Source organism: Leptospira fletcheri (assembly GCF_004769195.1).
Taxonomy (GTDB): domain Bacteria; phylum Spirochaetota; class Leptospiria; order Leptospirales; family Leptospiraceae; genus Leptospira_B; species Leptospira_B fletcheri.
Genome location: NZ_RQET01000004.1, coordinates 999,672 through 1,014,587, shown reverse-complemented (window position 1 = coordinate 1,014,587; position 14,916 = coordinate 999,672). Strand labels below are relative to the sequence as shown.

Genomic DNA, 14,916 nt, shown 5'->3' with positions numbered 1-14,916 from the left:
GGATCCTGGATTCAACGTGAAGGTGGGTTATACCCTCCGAACAAAGGCACCTTAGGACGACCCAATAGAACAGCTTCCAGATCGATGGGGGGAGTGTACCTCAAGATATTCGCAAATAGTTCGAGTGAAATGCGATCCTGCCAATCCGGTACGAGCTCCGAAAAAGGGTCCCAAGTCAGACTAGGGTGTACGTCGTCGGGACCGAAATCGACGCTTTTACCCGTTCTATCGTAAAACCAGGATCTCATTTCGTTTAATAATTCTAATTTGGATAAGATGGGGATCGAAGTCGAAAAACGGATTGCGTAATCGGGCATGAACGTGCTCCGACAGTCCTCGTTCGTACACAGGATCGTGCGAACTTCCTCCCTGAAAGTGGCCCAATCTCTCAATCGGCCCCGCCCTTTTTTCCACAATACGGAAACCGTCTTTTGGCATTTCGGACAGACATACACGGGAATAAACGAAATCCCTTTTATGGATAGAATAGGTTCTTCCGAAAGACTCTCATCCGGAAAAGTCAGGTAGGGGGAATCCGTTTCAGGATCAGAAATCCCGGACTTTTTCTCCGCATAGCCGCCTCCTTCGGATAAATTCATATTCAATTCCCTTAATAAATACTAACCTATACTTAATGACGCATAACGCAATCGATTTTTATTTCTCTTTTATATCCAAAAAACGAAGTTGTAAAAAATTATTTTTCCCCCTTTTTTCCATGGAAAGGACATTTTCGGGTGTTTAGAAGGGATTGATTTCAGGGTCTAATCCGGTTAGCCTGTCTCAGGCGGAGCGGATCCATGAATTATTATCTATTTCTTCCGATCTCCGCATTTATCGTAAACAGCCTTCTCATCGCATACGTTTTCGCCCGCAGATTCAGGAGCGTGGTCATAGGAGACTTTCTCCGCTTCACGGTTTGCCTGGATCTCTGGTTGATCTCGTACATCCTGCATTGGTCTTTTTTACCGGCGGAATGGATGACATTGGTCTTCAAATTGACCTGCTTTACCTGGATTCCGAGCGGCCTTCTCTATCTGGAAGTCGTATACAAATTCCTAAACCGTGACTCCAAGACCTTTCTATACGTGTTCCGTTTCCTGGTCCTGCTTTCCATCCTGGTAACCACTTCCACGGATTGGGTGCTAAAAGGAACCAAGCTCTACTACTGGGGATATGAACTGGAACCGAATTGGCTTTTCCTGCCTTTGAGTGCGGTCGTCGTCGGCATCCCGTCTTATTATGGCTTGATGTTGATCGTAAGAGAAAGATTTCGTACGGATAACGAAAGAATGCGTAGACAGATGAACCTGTGGATCGTCGGCTCAGTGATCGCGATTTCATTAAGTATTTATACCGAATTGCTGAATCTCGACGAGCACGGATGGTTTCTCTCTCCTCCCCTAACCCCTGTTTCCATATCGGTCTTGGCGATCTTCATATTTTTAGCGATCACTCGATACGGTTTTTTGAATATCAGTTTGGAACGGATCGCTGTGGAATTGTTTCGCGATATCCACGACGGAATCGTATTGGCGAAAGAGGGAGGAGAACTTTTTTTCGCGAATCGATCGGCAGTTCAGCTGCTGCAGTTTTCCGTTTCTTCGGGGGGAAGATTCGAACCGGAGCGTTACTTTCTGAATTATAGGGAGGAATTGGACGCTCAACCCAGGGAATTCCAACTTTTAGGAAGACAAAATGCCGCTTTCGTCGAACTAACGCAATCCACGATCAGGATTACCGAGGAGGAATCAGGAACGTTGTATCTTTTGCGAGAAGTGACCGAAAAAAAAATCGCTCAGGAAAAAATACACCAGCTTTACTCCCAGATCGTCAACGATCTGGAGATCGCGAGAGTCACCCAATCTTCGATCATCACCCAAAAATTCCCCGAAAAGGATTCCTACCGGATCCATTCTTTTTTTCAGCCCATAGAAAAAGTAGGAGGCGATATGCTTAGGGTGATGGAGCATCCTTCGGGAAGACTGGACATTCTCTTCGCGGACGTTTCCGGTCACGGTATCGCTTCCGCTATGGTGGGTGGTATGCTTTCCATCACCTTCCAGATCATATCTCAAAAACTCATGAGCCCTAGGGAAAGCTTATCTGAGATCCACGAAATTCTATCCAAAGTCGTACTCCATCATCATATTTCAGCCGTATATGCGAGTTATTTTCCGGAAGAGAAACGGTTGGATTTTTCGTATGCCGGTCATCATCCGATCCTGGTCCTGAGAAACGGGGAAGCGACCCTCCTGGAGGGAGAAGGGCGGATCATTTTGGCCGTGCGCGAACTGTTTTTAAACGACTATTCGTTCCGAGTCCAATCCGGGGATCGTGTCGTCTTTTATTCGGATGGATTATTCGAAGTGAAAAATAATCAGGGTGAGATCCTAGGCTATGAGAATTTCCTGGATTGGATCCGGGAAACTTCCGAAAAGCCCACCCTTTCGATTCTGGAATCGGCGAGAAAAAAATCGATCGAATTTGGCGGAGGACGACACAACGACGACTTAGCCATGCTGGCTTTGGAAATCGTACGATGAATCCCTATCTCCTCATCCCCTTATCCGCTCTCTTCTTGAATCTGTTACTTTTCATCTATGTGATCGCTTTAAAGGGAAGACACAGAGTGGTGAACCTGTATCTTTTCTACTCCATAGATCTCAGCCTTTGGATCCTTTCCATCATACTCTACTGGTCTTTTCTGCCCGTCGAATGGATGAGTTGGATGATGCGAGTTACCTCCTTGACCTGGCTCCTCGCAGGAACCTTATTTCTGGAATTCATATTCGCGTTCCTGTCTAAGAATCCGAACCTCCTCCTCTACTTTTTCAGAGGGCTTTCCTTGGCGGTTTTTCCGATCGCGTTAACGACGAATTGGATCGTCGCAGGCGCGGAAAAAAAATATTGGGGATATGCGATCTCTCCGGGACATTTATACGTCGTAAGTCTGAACCTATTCGTGATCGCTCCCGCCGTCTATGCTATGGCCCTTCTTCTTTACGAATCCAGAAATCGGGAATCTAGATTTCGGAACCAATGCTATCTACTCTTCTTCGGAACTCTATCCTCGACCACATTGGGTTTTTTAACCACCATTCTCCCTCGCATGCAATCCCAAGGAGAAATCCATTTTCCTCCCTTAAGCGGCAGCGCCACCGTCCTCCAATCCGTCTGTATCTTTCTAGCGATCGCGAAGTACGGATTCCTGGAAATCCGTTTGGAAAAAATCGCATTGCAGTTGTATTCCAAACTCAGGGAAGGTGTCGTCCTTCTTTCCAGAACCGGGGAACTGCTCTATTGGAATCAGAGTGGGAAAGAGATGTTGGGAATTCACGGAGCCCAGCCGGAAAAACTGGATCTTTCCGATTATTTGGAGAATTTTCCTCCCGAACCGTTTTCCCGAATGGACTTTAAGGTGAAATCGAACCTCTCGAGCCTGGCAGGATCGAAAGAGAGTAAAATTCTTTCCTCCTCTCCGAATCGATTCCTGGAAGTATCCAGATCGGAAATACAACTTTCCGGTAGGGATAAAGGAAACGTTTTTATCCTGAGGGACATTACGGACAAAAAGGAAGCCTCGGAAAAGATCAGCGTATTATATTCGCGAGTGGTCAAGGATTTGGATATCGCAAGAGAAGTCCAAAATACGATTACTACCCGCGAATTCCCGCATTCGTCGAAATTCAGGATCTTTTCCTACTTCCGCCCTTACGATCACGTCGGCGGGGACGTGCTCAATTGTTCCGAATCCCAAGACGGAAAAATCGAGGTTCTTTTTGCGGACGTTTCCGGACACGGAATTTCATCGGCAATGGTCGCGGCAATGGCTTCCATCGCCTTCAGCGTAGTTTCAAGAAAAGGGACCCGACCGAAGGAAGGTCTATTATTTACGAACGACTTACTGACTTCGGTCGTAACTCAACATTTCATTTCCGCGGTCTACCTGAAGTACGATCCGATTTCCCGTGTTTTGGATTATAGCTATGCCGGCCATCATACTGGGTTGCTTCTGCGGAACGGAGAAGTGCGCGAACTGCTAGGCAAAGGGAGCGTGCTCCTCGGAATCGGCTCGCCGATTCTGGAGGAATACGACATCGCTCTTCGTCCCGGTGACAGAATACTGCTTTATTCCGACGGTCTTTTCGAAGTTCGAGGCTCCAAAGGAATTCCCATGGGAAATGCGACTCTTGTGGAAGCGGTTCGAAAATTGGCCTTTCAGGATTCCGAAAATCTAATACGATCTCTGGTCTCCTATTCCGAATCCTTCGGGGACGGAGTCATGACGGACGATCTGACCCTTTTCTGCATGGAGATTCGGGAATAAGGTCCGTCCGTGCAGGATGCGTTTTTTCTAGATCAGACGGACAACGAATCGGCCTGTTCTTTGACCTTTTCCAGAAACGGTAGCAATTCATCCAGCGCCGTAGGAATCTCGTATTCGATGATATCCCCGGCGCGAATGATGTCCTTCTCCTCCAACGCGACGGCAACGCTAGCGAGAGTATCGTTGAGTTCGTTCGTTTTTTCCTCGAAGGATTTTCCGCCGATAAAAAGGCTCGAATAGTTCAACCCGGGAAGTTTTTGACGTAGTGTGATAAACGAAGTCAATAGAACGTTAATTTGAGAAACGGACTGCGTGAGAAGATGCGTTGCAACTTCGTCCCTACCGGCCTGGTAGTTTTCGTTCACTTTTACGAAACTCTGTTTCAGAGCCGGGACCGCCTTGATAAAGGTATCCAATATTTCCCGCAAGGTGGGAAGATCTAAATCAAGCACGGAGGCTCTGGCGATCAGATCCATCGTGAACAATTTAAGATCCCGCAAGTGTTCCAAAAACTCCTCGATCGCGCCGATACCGTCCAATTTGGAAGACCTTTGTTTGAGGGCCGCGAGAACCTCTTCCACGTTATTTCCGGTACCCATCGGTTTGATCTGATCGTATCGTAACTTCAACATCCTGCCTGCCGAGCGAAGTAAGGACTCGATCCAATTGACTCCGTCGGACAACTCTTTGGATTCCTTTTCCGTGAGGCTATCCCGTCCTAACAGAGTCGTTCCCACTTTATCCACATAGGCGTCCAATTCGTTTAGCGAACTGAGTAGAATATCCAGTTCCTCTCCGACGTAAAATTCCATTTTGGAGGCGGAATCTATCGATTTGCCTTTCATCGTATCGGAACGGAACTCTTCTCCGTCCACAATACAGGACAAAAGAAATTTACCGTTCGATTCGACCCAGCGGCCGACGGCGTCGAAAACCTCGCCGAGATTCTTTTCGTTTTCGATTGCGCTTTCAAGCCTTTGTTCGTTCACGAATATTTCCACGGTTACTCCTCCGTTTCTATTATAAGTACTCACTTTCCGTCGTCTCCGCCTTGAACCCTGGAAAGATTGTTGTTCAAGTACGAACCTACCGCCTTATTTTTTCCCACTCCTTGTTCCATGTACAGGAATTTTTCCTTCAGCTTCTTTTCGTAGCTGGATAAGTGGGATTCGTAGTTCTTGATTTTCTTATTATTATCGGCAAACTGCTCTTCCAATAGTTTGATCTTACTGGTAACGAGGCCGCCGGCAAACTGTGTATACGGTTTCAGATGTTCCACTAAATTGACTCCGACCCCCGTATCCATTCTGGAGTCAGAGTTGGTGTCCTGAGCAAAAAGGTGACGGACCGCATCCGGGTTCTCAGAAAGTTTTTGGGAGAGTTTTTGTTCGTCCAGTTGAAGATAACCTTCCTGGATATCCGCCCATTTACTTCCGACCGTGCCTGTCGACACTCCGATGTCGGATAACATCCGGATTTCGGAATCACCTAATGGGGCAAAAGAAGTCGTAGTTACGGTTTTCATTCCGGCAAGCAATCTTACGATCGAATGTTCCCCGGCTAGGAGCCCGCTCTTCGTTTTCCCTTCCCAAAAGGAACGGCTAATATCCGGATCCTCGTTCTTGCCGTCGGACATACCGCTTTCACGATCGACGGCCGTCGCCTCTTTGGAATATTTTAGAACATTATTATAAGCTTCTATAAAGCCCTTGATCATCTTGATTCCTTTTTCGGAATCCACTTTGACGTCGACCAGGACCGGACCTTCGCTTTTTTTGTGTAGGTTTAAATTGATTCCGTCCAATACGTCCGTCAGTCCTTCGTTTTTCGGCCGGGTGACTTCTATGCCGTCCACGGTAAACAACGCGTCTTTGGCCTCTACTACGGTCTTTGCGGGTTTGGCGCCCTTGAATTCACCCGGAACCACCAGCCGGAAATCGGATAACTCCTTCTCCTTTCCGCTTTGGTTCACTACTATGATCTCGCGGATTTTCTTCCCGTCCAAGGAAGCCTTAAGCGTCAGCTTGAGACGTCCTTCTTTGTGGGCGGCGGTTTCCAGATAGACCTTTTCCTGCTCGTCCATTTCGTAAATGACTCCGAGAGAAATCGTCTCCCCTTCTGCCAGCGGCTCGGAAAGAAGAGCCTCCAATCGAAGCCCCTTTTTGGCTTCGTGCGATTCCGTATGAAACTGAAACGCCTGTTTGGAGGAGATTTTTAATTTAGTAGGTTCTTTGCCGTTCGGATCCGCGACGAGAACCGGTTTCGCATCCTTTTCCATGGAATATTTTTCGGGTTGAAACGCCTTCGCTTGTGTCGCTTCCAAAACGATCGGAAACGTTTTAGGAGGATCTTGAGGATACATGTCCCCCACTAATCCTGCCGCCTTCAGGACTCCGTTAGGATCGTCGAATTTTAGAAGGTTTTCTTTTCCCGATTGGGATGCTGTCAGAGTGAGGACCGTTTTGTTCTGATCCACTTTCACCAAGGAAGGCTGGGCCAATCCCGCAGCCGCAGTCCGGACCATAAGGGAAAGTTCTCGGACCGTCCCTCCCGAAAAATCGATTTCCTTTTCGTTTTCTCCGGAAAGAATTTTAAACGAACCCGCCGGAATCTTTCGTTCCGTATCGATAGGGTCGCTGGAAACCTGGTGGAAGGTAGCCAACTCCTTGATTTCGATCTTTCTTTTGGCGCTCGTCGCTGAGCGGGAAGCGTCTCCTGAGATCGTACCTTCCGGTTCGGAAATCACGGACTTTGTGGCAAAGGGAGCGGTGAAAGAAGTGATTTCCCTGGTTTTATTTTGAAGTTCGGTGGTTAAGGTCTTTAGATCGTTCCAAGCTTTTACCTGAGCTTTGTTATAATTATTTTGCCTTTCCAAACGACGGATCGGCTTGGCTTCCAATTCCACCAGCTTCTTTACGATCTGATTCGTGTCCTGTCCGGAGCTGAGTCCTGGAATGGTAAACGCAGGCATGGTCCCCTCCCAGTATACCCATCGGCCGTTTCGAAAAAAGCATAAGCCTTAAGAAGGGGATTTTTCGAATCCGTTCTCAGTCTCTCCGTTTCAAAACCTCCTTCGAAATGGGAGACATAATAAAAGACCTCGTCCGTCTATAGGATCGAAATCGTATATGTGATCGTCGTAGCGGCGGGAACGATGACCTGGTAACACCTATAATTTCCCGATGCGGTCATCACCGAGGAATTGGAATACGGCGCTTGGGAATGGTATACGTCGAAATTCGACATCATGCCCAAATTCGCCGGTTGGATGGAAACTCCCTGTTTCCCTATATTCAATTCACCGCCGGAGCTCCCGGAAGGATTCGAACTGAAACTGACGGAATCCGAACTCCCTCCGCCTTGGTACAGAAAATACAACACCAAGGAACTTGCCATGCCGTAATATCCTCCCGAAGGACTGGAAACCGTCGCAGTGAGAGGGGAACCCTTTACCAAATTGGTCTGGGAATCGCAAGGTCCGGACGAAAAAGGAGATTGCCCCGCAGACAAAGCGACCGCGATCAAAGAACCTGGATCGGTCTTTTGGCTGCCGGAATTGGAACAGCCGGAGGCCGAAAAAAACGAGGCGAACAGAAGAAGAAAAAGAGGGAACGTGATGGTTGGAAAAATCCGAGTTTTCATACGACTCAGCTCCTGGTCAGAAAGCGTCCCCGTCTTCTCGCCTAAGAGTGGATAGGAGAACCTTCTTCGACCGAACCTGAATCTTCGACGTTTTTAGGAAAGAAATCGGGAAAACGTCCGTTCCCCTTTCGGTATCCTTGGTTCCTGTCCTTTAGGATTCCGAAAGCGAATTTCCTTCTTACGGTTTTACGCTTACGTTCTCGAATCGAATTTGGAACGCTCCTGCAGGACCCTTTCTCTGCAAGGAGAGCGGGATCCCGGAAAAGACGGAGTATCCTTCCCAAGTCGTGCCACGGGTCGGCTCCTCCGATGCAGATTTATGATAGGTCCAATAACGAATTCTGTATTCCGAATCGTAATACAATTTGTACATATCGCCCGGAGTAAAACCGCCTTCGGCAGGATACTTCACGGACAATCTCCGCAACGGGCCGGATCCGTCCGGCTTAGGTTGAGCGCCGTCATAAGATAGAGAAACTCCTTTGTCCCAGACCAAATGGAAGGGAAACAATAACCAGTAACTGTCATTGATAAACTTGCCTTCCGTTTCCTGATCCGATTCCTGCAAGCGGTTTCTATCGTACCTGATTTCCTTTTCCCCTTCCGTAAATCTCACTTCCGCGGTTTTCGGGAACCAGATCCAACTCCTTCGTACCAATTCCTTTTCGGGAGTCGAGACGACGAAAGTAAATCCGATCTCCTGGATTTTTTCGAAATCCGCTCCTCCGTGTGCCGCAAAAATTTTCTTAGCGACGCTTTCGGGAGGAACCGAGCAGGACCAAAAGAAAAAGCAAATGGACGCTAAAATCGCAGAGAATTTCACTATGCTACCCTAGCCGAAGAGACCTTAGCATGCAACTTCGCCTTCAGACCTTCCACGAAAGCAAGGCTGTCCAACAAGTAATCCTCTACATGCGCAACCCTCTCGGACCGCAATTCGTCAGGAGTACGAAGAACGGATTTAAAAAAGAGGATTCCCGAAAGCAACCGAGCGCTAGCCCAGACCGTTTCGTCGGCGATCTCTTCCCGATCCTCGGAAGAGGGAAGTTCTTTATATAAACCTAATATTTCTTTGTAGGATTCCCAGACGTTTTCCAACGTTTTGGGTTCTTCTCCCGCAAAATGATTCCATTCGTTTTCGATATACTCTCGTAGAAAACCGTGAGGAGCCATTCCTGTGACGATCCCGCCGATCGCTGCGTTGACCTGAATCTGGGAAGTTCCGTCGTAGATGGTCGTTATCCTGGAATCCCGATAAATCCTGGAAACGTCGTAATCTTCGGTAAATCCGGCCCCTCCGTGAAGTTGCACCGCATCTCCGGCGATTTTTACGCAAGTTTCGGAGCAATAGAATTTGGAAATCGGAGTCAGCAATCCTGCCAAACGTTCCCAATATTTTAGCACCACGTCCGATTTTAGATCCCTGTCCGTCGCGCCTTTTTCCCGAAGATGATCTCCCCGAAAATAATAGAGATCCATGCTCCTCGCGCATTCCATCACCAAACAACGCATCGCCATGGTTTCTCTTTCCATTCTTCGAAGAATCTTACGCACTGCGGGAATTTCCGCGATCGGTTTGCCGAATTGTATCCTTTCGGATGCGTATTTTTGCGTTTCGGATAACGCGGCCTGGGCGATTCCGACTCCTTGCTGAGCGATCCCGACGCGTGCTCCGTTCAACATACCCATCGTGTGTTTGATCAACCCGTGTCCTTCTTCTCCGATCAGAATCCCGGGACTGTTCTCAAGGACGATTTCGCAGGTCGGCGAACAATGGAGTCCCATTTTCTTTTCGATTCCTGCCACTTGCACGTCCTTGGACTGGACGAGAAAAAAAGAAAGTCCTCTCGCTCCGCTTCCGGGATTTCCGGTCCGAGCCAATAACAGTAAAATCGCTGGAATTTCTCCCGTTCCGCAACCGTGCGTGATAAAACGCTTCGTTCCGTTCAGCAGATATCGATTCCCTTCCTGGTGCACCGCTCTGGTTCTTAAACCCGGAAGGTCGGAGCCGTGGTCAGGTTCTGTTAACCCCATCGCACAAGCGAATTCTCCCGCGGCCAAACGAGGCAGCCATTCTTCCTTCAGCTCTTCGCTACCGTTCTTTTCTATGATTTCCGCTAGGTTCACACATCCGATGGCTACACAGACGGAGGCGTCCACTCTATACAATATCTCTCCGAAAAACGCGCGCACCGTCCAAGGAATCCCTAAGCCCCCGTATTTACGGGAGAAACCGGTGGGTTGCAATCCGGCGTCGCGTGCCTTACGTACGATTTCCAGCATCTTTTCCGGAAAGACGACCTTGCCCTTATCGAATTTCAGGCCGACCTTGTCCAGATCCGCCACATAAGGCGCGATTTCCTTACCTGCGAATTCTCCGACCGAATCCAACAGAGTTTCATAATATTCTATCGTTTCTTCGTAGGAGGACGGCGCCGTAGAATAGCGTTCGTCTCCCGACTTATATTTTTCGGCGTCCGCAAAGCCGTTTTCGTACGCGTCGACGATTTCCTTCCAGGAGATGATATGATCGAAATGTAATCTAAGATCGGGAACGTCGTTGAAATAGTTGTTTTGGAGCATAATAAGGTCCTTGGATAAATGAGTATGCTTCGTTTTCGGAACCGGTCAATCCGTTTTCCGAAAACCGAAAATACCGACCTTCTCGAACGAATTTTAACGAGCGTTCGAGCAAACCGAAAAATGCTTTGAATCTCCAACTAACGAAAGAAAGGAATCTTCTTCCCATCGCGAAAGGTACTATTTCACATGCTGGTGGTCGTGCAGATGCCTTTCGCAATACTCCAAATCCGTGCAATCCACACAATATCTGAAATCCATTTGAGGATCGTCCTTTTCCGTAATTCCGCAGATATGGCACTTATGCACCGTCGGAGAGGAATCTTTCTTCAAGGCGGGCTTCATTTGGGTTTTTACGTTTCCTCTTAAATCTCTCCAGATCTCCTTTCCGTAAAATAGGAAAAGATTGGATAAACCCACCAAAATCCCCAGGAGCGGAAACACCGAGCCGGCTGCCATCGAATAGGAAATCCTGGTGTAGAGCATGATCCCTGCCACGAAAAAACCGAGCCATTTGATACGAACGGGAACCACGAAAAAAAGAAAGATCTGCATGTCGGGAAAGCGGTACGCGACCGCCAAAAAAAGACATTCGTAAAATAAGCTCGAGTCTACCGCTAAAGGCACATACAAGGAAAAGATCGCTCCGGCAGTGATTTGAACCGCCCCCAACCATAGATACATATTGAATTTGGGAACGCCTAAGTCCTCTTCCAGGATTCTTCCCATAAAAAAGAAAACGTACACGTAAAACAAAAGACCGATCCAAGGGTTTCCGAAAAAACTCGAATGCACTTTGAACACGTAGAGTGCGATGCTGGCCCAGTCCCTTTCCTTTAAGGTAGAAGGAGTGATATCCCCGAAGGCGGGATCAAAAAGCAGGGAATAAGCGCTGACGATTGCCGTAACGGCGGCGAAATAACCGGATAAGTTTTCGATATGGAAATTCTGGGAAAAGTTATTCAAAAAACGTTTCAAGGGAAAACGGAAGTCCTTTGGTAGAATGTTCTAGGAGAAAAGAAAGGGATCTCGCGATCTTACGTTTTATCTTTTCAAACGCATTGCGCGAGTAGTCAACCAATTAAACCGCCAATCGGAAGACTGGAAAAGTCCCGAGACGGAGGCTCCAAGCCTAAGTTGCGTACGTTTTACGCAGTAAATAAATTCCTAATTTTGAAATTTTTTGACCTCCAGGGAACGATCCAGGGTCTAAGTTCAAATGTTCCCAAGGATCGTAATCGCGACGTTTATCCTGAGCTTGGCAATGCAGCCCGGCTCCGTTGCTGCGTCCTCGGGAGCCGACACGACTTTCCAATCCTTCAAAAATAAAAAGGAGACTTCCGATACCTCGCCTCTCGCGCATATAGAAAATATTATCAAGTTAGACCTACCAGCGATCTCTGCTTCCGAGCCGAATTTTCGTCTTTCCGAAATTTCTCTTCAAACGATTCGAAATCATGATACTTCTTTTCGGTCGATCAAGAAAACTCTCGAAAAGCACGTCCTATCTCCGACGTTTTATTCCAATTTCTTTTTTCCTTTAAGTACGATTCGACTACTCAATTAGCGTGCTTTTCCCCCTTTTCCCTTTCGATCATCGAAAAATACATTCGGAGGAATCATATATGCGCAACGTATTCGCTTATTTAGCCGCAGCATCCATAGTAGCCGCTTCCGCCATGCCGGTAGTGGAGGAAAATTTCGAAGAGAAACTTCTCGAAAGATTGAGTCGATTTCAGGAGGAGCTTCTTTCCAACGAGGAAAGAAAAGGCAATGCAAGAGGCCTGGCATCCTTAGTCCGCGAATCAAAGAGGACCTTCCCGGAAACGAGAGTATTGTATGCAAAAGCTCTTACCTTCGCGGAACTCTTGGAAAAAGCGATCACCAGAAAGGACCAGGAATTTTTATACGGCGAACTTACGTTCGCGTTACAAAGCCTGGCTCCGAAATACGGTATGCACGCTTTTTACTGCCCGTTAACCAAAAAAACCTGGATCGCAAAAACCGAAACCGTCCGAAATCCGTATCTTCCCGAAATGAGAGAATCGGGAAGGAGAGTCAACTAATTCGGATCGGTTTGACGGACCGCTCAGGGTGATCTTGCCCGAGTCGCGGTCCTTCTCTTTCTAAGTCGGCTCCGGTCTTTAGTCTCATTCCAGAGTCCAAAGACCGGTTGCGGAAGGCGACTTGACGTCCAAACAGGTACTTCTAAACCAAGAAGAAAGAAGGAACCCGTCGTGGCCCAAAAGATAAAATCCGCCGAACCATCCATCGACAACGGAGCACACGGATCGAAAAATCCGATCTACATCGGCAATCCGGACATTTTCTTCGACCGGGAATTATCCTGGATCGATTTCAATAGAAGAGTCTTAGAAGAGGCAAACGATCCGGAGAATCCTCTGTTGGAAAGACTCAAATTTCTTTGTATCACGGAATCGAATCTGGACGAATTCTATATGGTTCGGGTTGCGGGAATCCGGAACATTTTAGCGGAAGGAAACGACGAAAACAGCCTGAACGGATTAAGAGCTTCGGAAATACTGATGGAGCTGTCCAAAAAGGTTCAAGTTTTCGTAAAGGACCAATACGAGTCCTTCGGGTTGACCATAAAACGGCTATCGGACAATGGAATCCACCTAGTGATGGATCCGGCGGAATTAAGCGAGTCCGAAATCGAGCAAGTACGTCAATATTATAAGGACGACGTATCCCCCATCCTGACTCCTTTATCCATAGACCCTTCCCACCCTTTCCCGCATATCTTAAACCGTTCGTTGAACTTGGCCATCGTTCTTAGTACGGATGATGAAAAGACAGGAACCAAAAAGGACTTGTTTGCGGTAGTCCAAGTTCCCTCGGTTCTTCCCCGATTCTTCCAATTGAAAAGCCACGGAAAAGGAAGACGGTTTTTCCCTTTGGAAGCGATCATCACGTTACATGTGAACGATCTGTTTTATGGGATGGAAGTGAAAGAAATCTATCCTTTCCGGATCATTCGGGACGCAGATATTTCCATAGACGAAGAAGCCTCCGTAAAGGACCTCCTCATAACGATGAAGAAAGAGATCCGGAATCGGATCTGGGGCGACGCAGTCCGGATGGATATCTACGAAGGCACCTCCCATTTCGTAAAGAACACTTTGAAGGAATTATTGGAGCTTCGGGACAACGAAATTTTCGACGTTCCTTCCATTCTGAACCTGAGCGACACGATGTATTTTTACGGTTTGGAACATACGTCCAAGTTCAAATATCCGTTCTTCCAACAGAAAACCACTCTGAAATTCGATTCACCGGAAAAGATTTTCGAAGCCATTCAGAAAAAGGACAGACTCTTACATCACCCGTACCAATCCTTCGCAGCGATCGAGGAACTTCTCCGGATTTCCAGCGAAGACCCGAAAGTTCTCGGAATCAAGATGACTCTTTATCGCACCAGCGGGGATTCCCCTCTGATACAGTATCTCGGTCAAGCTGCGGAGAACGGCAAACAAGTCACGGTTCTCGTGGAACTCAAAGCCCGCTTCGATGAGGAAAGAAATATAAAATGGGCGCAAAAGTTGGAAGAACGGGGCGTCCACGTCGTCTACGGAGTCGTCGGACTGAAAATACATTGTAAAATGCTTTTGATCGTCCGAAGAGAGGAAGAACACCTGGTCCGCTACGTACATCTCGGTACCGGAAATTACAACTCCACCACTAGTAGATATTACACGGATTTGAGTTTCTTTACCGTAAACAAACAGATCGCGGAAGACGTAGCTACGATCTTCAACACCATCACTAGTTACGCAAAGATGCCTCACTTGAACAAGCTGGCAGCTTCCCCTCACAATCTTAAGGCGACTTTTCTCGAGCTGATCGAAAAAGAAACGGAAAACGCGAAAGCCGGAAAGCCTGCGAGAATCGTCTTTAAAATGAACAGCCTAGTCGATCCGCATATCATCCTGGCCATGTACAAAGCAAGCCAGGCGGGAGTGATCATCGAACTCGTCATCCGCGGGATCTGCTGTTTAAAACCAGGTTTGCCCGGAATCTCGGAGAATATAACCGTAATTTCCATCGTAGGACGCTTCTTAGAACACACTAGAATTTATTACTTCCTCGCAGGGGGAGAAGAGAGTATCTTTCTAGCGTCCGCCGATTGTATGCCCCGCAATTTCGAGCGACGGATAGAGGTGCTCTTTCCGATTTTGGACGCCAAGAATAAGGATAGAATCAAGAAGATTCTGGACGTACAATTGAAGGACAATGTAAAAGCTCGCTTCCTGCATTCCGATGGAGTCTACCGTAAGAGGGAACGCGGACAGGGAGAGAAAGCTGTGGATAGCCAGATTGAACGGATGAAATTTGCGGAATAG

The 14,916-nt window shown here is 47.6% G+C and carries 11 protein-coding genes; 4 read left to right on the top strand and 7 right to left on the bottom strand.

Translation table 11 applies throughout. From position 1 onward, the window contains the following. Window positions 1-11 precede the first annotated feature (11 nt). A complete protein-coding gene (locus tag EHO60_RS08050; protein ID WP_246028190.1) occupies window positions 12-599 on the bottom strand; it encodes a hypothetical protein in 588 nt (195 codons plus the stop codon). Window positions 600-800: 201 nt separating this feature from the next. Between EHO60_RS08050 and EHO60_RS08045 the strand changes: the two genes are divergently transcribed. Beyond that, complete coding sequence (locus tag EHO60_RS08045; protein ID WP_135767609.1) at window positions 801-2,546, top strand: SpoIIE family protein phosphatase; 1,746 nt, start codon at window positions 801-803, stop codon at window positions 2,544-2,546. Continuing rightward, the gene (locus EHO60_RS08040; RefSeq protein WP_135767608.1) at window positions 2,543-4,330 is read left to right on the top strand and encodes a SpoIIE family protein phosphatase; all 1,788 of its coding nucleotides are present in this window, start codon (window positions 2,543-2,545) and stop codon (window positions 4,328-4,330) included. The genes EHO60_RS08045 and EHO60_RS08040 overlap by 4 nt, the downstream gene beginning before the upstream one ends. A 32-nt stretch (window positions 4,331-4,362) precedes the next feature. On the opposite strand, the gene EHO60_RS08035 is transcribed toward EHO60_RS08040, so the two are convergent. The 6 genes from EHO60_RS08035 to EHO60_RS08010 all read right to left on the bottom strand — a co-directional run bounded on the left by EHO60_RS08035 (window position 4,363) and on the right by EHO60_RS08010 (window position 11,530). Next, window positions 4,363-5,331, bottom strand: a complete 969-nt coding sequence (locus tag EHO60_RS08035; protein WP_135768002.1) for a hypothetical protein — start codon at window positions 5,329-5,331, stop codon at window positions 4,363-4,365. A 29-nt stretch (window positions 5,332-5,360) separates the two neighbouring features. Next, entirely contained in the window at window positions 5,361-7,301 is a 1,941-nt protein-coding gene (gene fliD, locus EHO60_RS08030) for a flagellar filament capping protein FliD (RefSeq protein WP_135767607.1), read from the bottom strand. 137 nt (window positions 7,302-7,438) lie between these two features. Continuing rightward, window positions 7,439-7,972 (bottom strand): hypothetical protein, encoded by a 534-nt coding sequence (locus EHO60_RS08025; protein WP_135767606.1) that lies wholly within the window; start codon window positions 7,970-7,972, stop codon window positions 7,439-7,441. Window positions 7,973-8,150: 178 nt separating this feature from the next. Next, the gene (locus tag EHO60_RS08020) at window positions 8,151-8,795 is read right to left on the bottom strand and encodes a hypothetical protein (RefSeq protein ID WP_246028189.1); all 645 of its coding nucleotides are present in this window, start codon (window positions 8,793-8,795) and stop codon (window positions 8,151-8,153) included. Further along, window positions 8,795-10,555, bottom strand: a complete 1,761-nt coding sequence (locus EHO60_RS08015; protein ID WP_135767604.1) for an acyl-CoA dehydrogenase family protein — start codon at window positions 10,553-10,555, stop codon at window positions 8,795-8,797. Before EHO60_RS08015 ends, EHO60_RS08020 begins: the two co-directional genes overlap by 1 nt. A 177-nt stretch (window positions 10,556-10,732) precedes the next feature. Next, entirely contained in the window at window positions 10,733-11,530 is a 798-nt protein-coding gene (locus EHO60_RS08010; RefSeq protein ID WP_246028188.1) for a rhomboid family protein, read from the bottom strand. A 647-nt stretch (window positions 11,531-12,177) separates the two neighbouring features. Here EHO60_RS08010 and EHO60_RS08000 point away from each other — a divergent pair. Together EHO60_RS08000 and ppk1 are read left to right on the top strand one after the other, a co-directional pair. Continuing rightward, entirely contained in the window at window positions 12,178-12,618 is a 441-nt protein-coding gene (locus tag EHO60_RS08000; RefSeq protein ID WP_135767601.1) for an LIC13259/LIC11441 family protein, read from the top strand. Between the two features lie 171 nt (window positions 12,619-12,789). Further along, window positions 12,790-14,916, top strand: a complete 2,127-nt coding sequence (gene ppk1 / locus EHO60_RS07995; RefSeq protein ID WP_135767600.1) for a polyphosphate kinase 1 — start codon at window positions 12,790-12,792, stop codon at window positions 14,914-14,916.

Coding starts and splice junctions, on each gene's coding strand:
- EHO60_RS08050 (WP_246028190.1), bottom strand. CDS start 599: ATGAATTTATCCGAAGGAGGCGGCTATGCGGAGAAAAAGTCCGGGATT.
- EHO60_RS08045 (WP_135767609.1), top strand. CDS start 801: ATGAATTATTATCTATTTCTTCCGATCTCCGCATTTATCGTAAACAGC.
- EHO60_RS08040 (WP_135767608.1), top strand. CDS start 2,543: ATGAATCCCTATCTCCTCATCCCCTTATCCGCTCTCTTCTTGAATCTG.
- fliD (WP_135767607.1), bottom strand. CDS start 7,301: ATGCCTGCGTTTACCATTCCAGGACTCAGCTCCGGACAGGACACGAAT.
- EHO60_RS08025 (WP_135767606.1), bottom strand. CDS start 7,972: ATGAAAACTCGGATTTTTCCAACCATCACGTTCCCTCTTTTTCTTCTT.
- EHO60_RS08015 (WP_135767604.1), bottom strand. CDS start 10,555: ATGCTCCAAAACAACTATTTCAACGACGTTCCCGATCTTAGATTACAT.
- EHO60_RS08000 (WP_135767601.1), top strand. CDS start 12,178: ATGCGCAACGTATTCGCTTATTTAGCCGCAGCATCCATAGTAGCCGCT.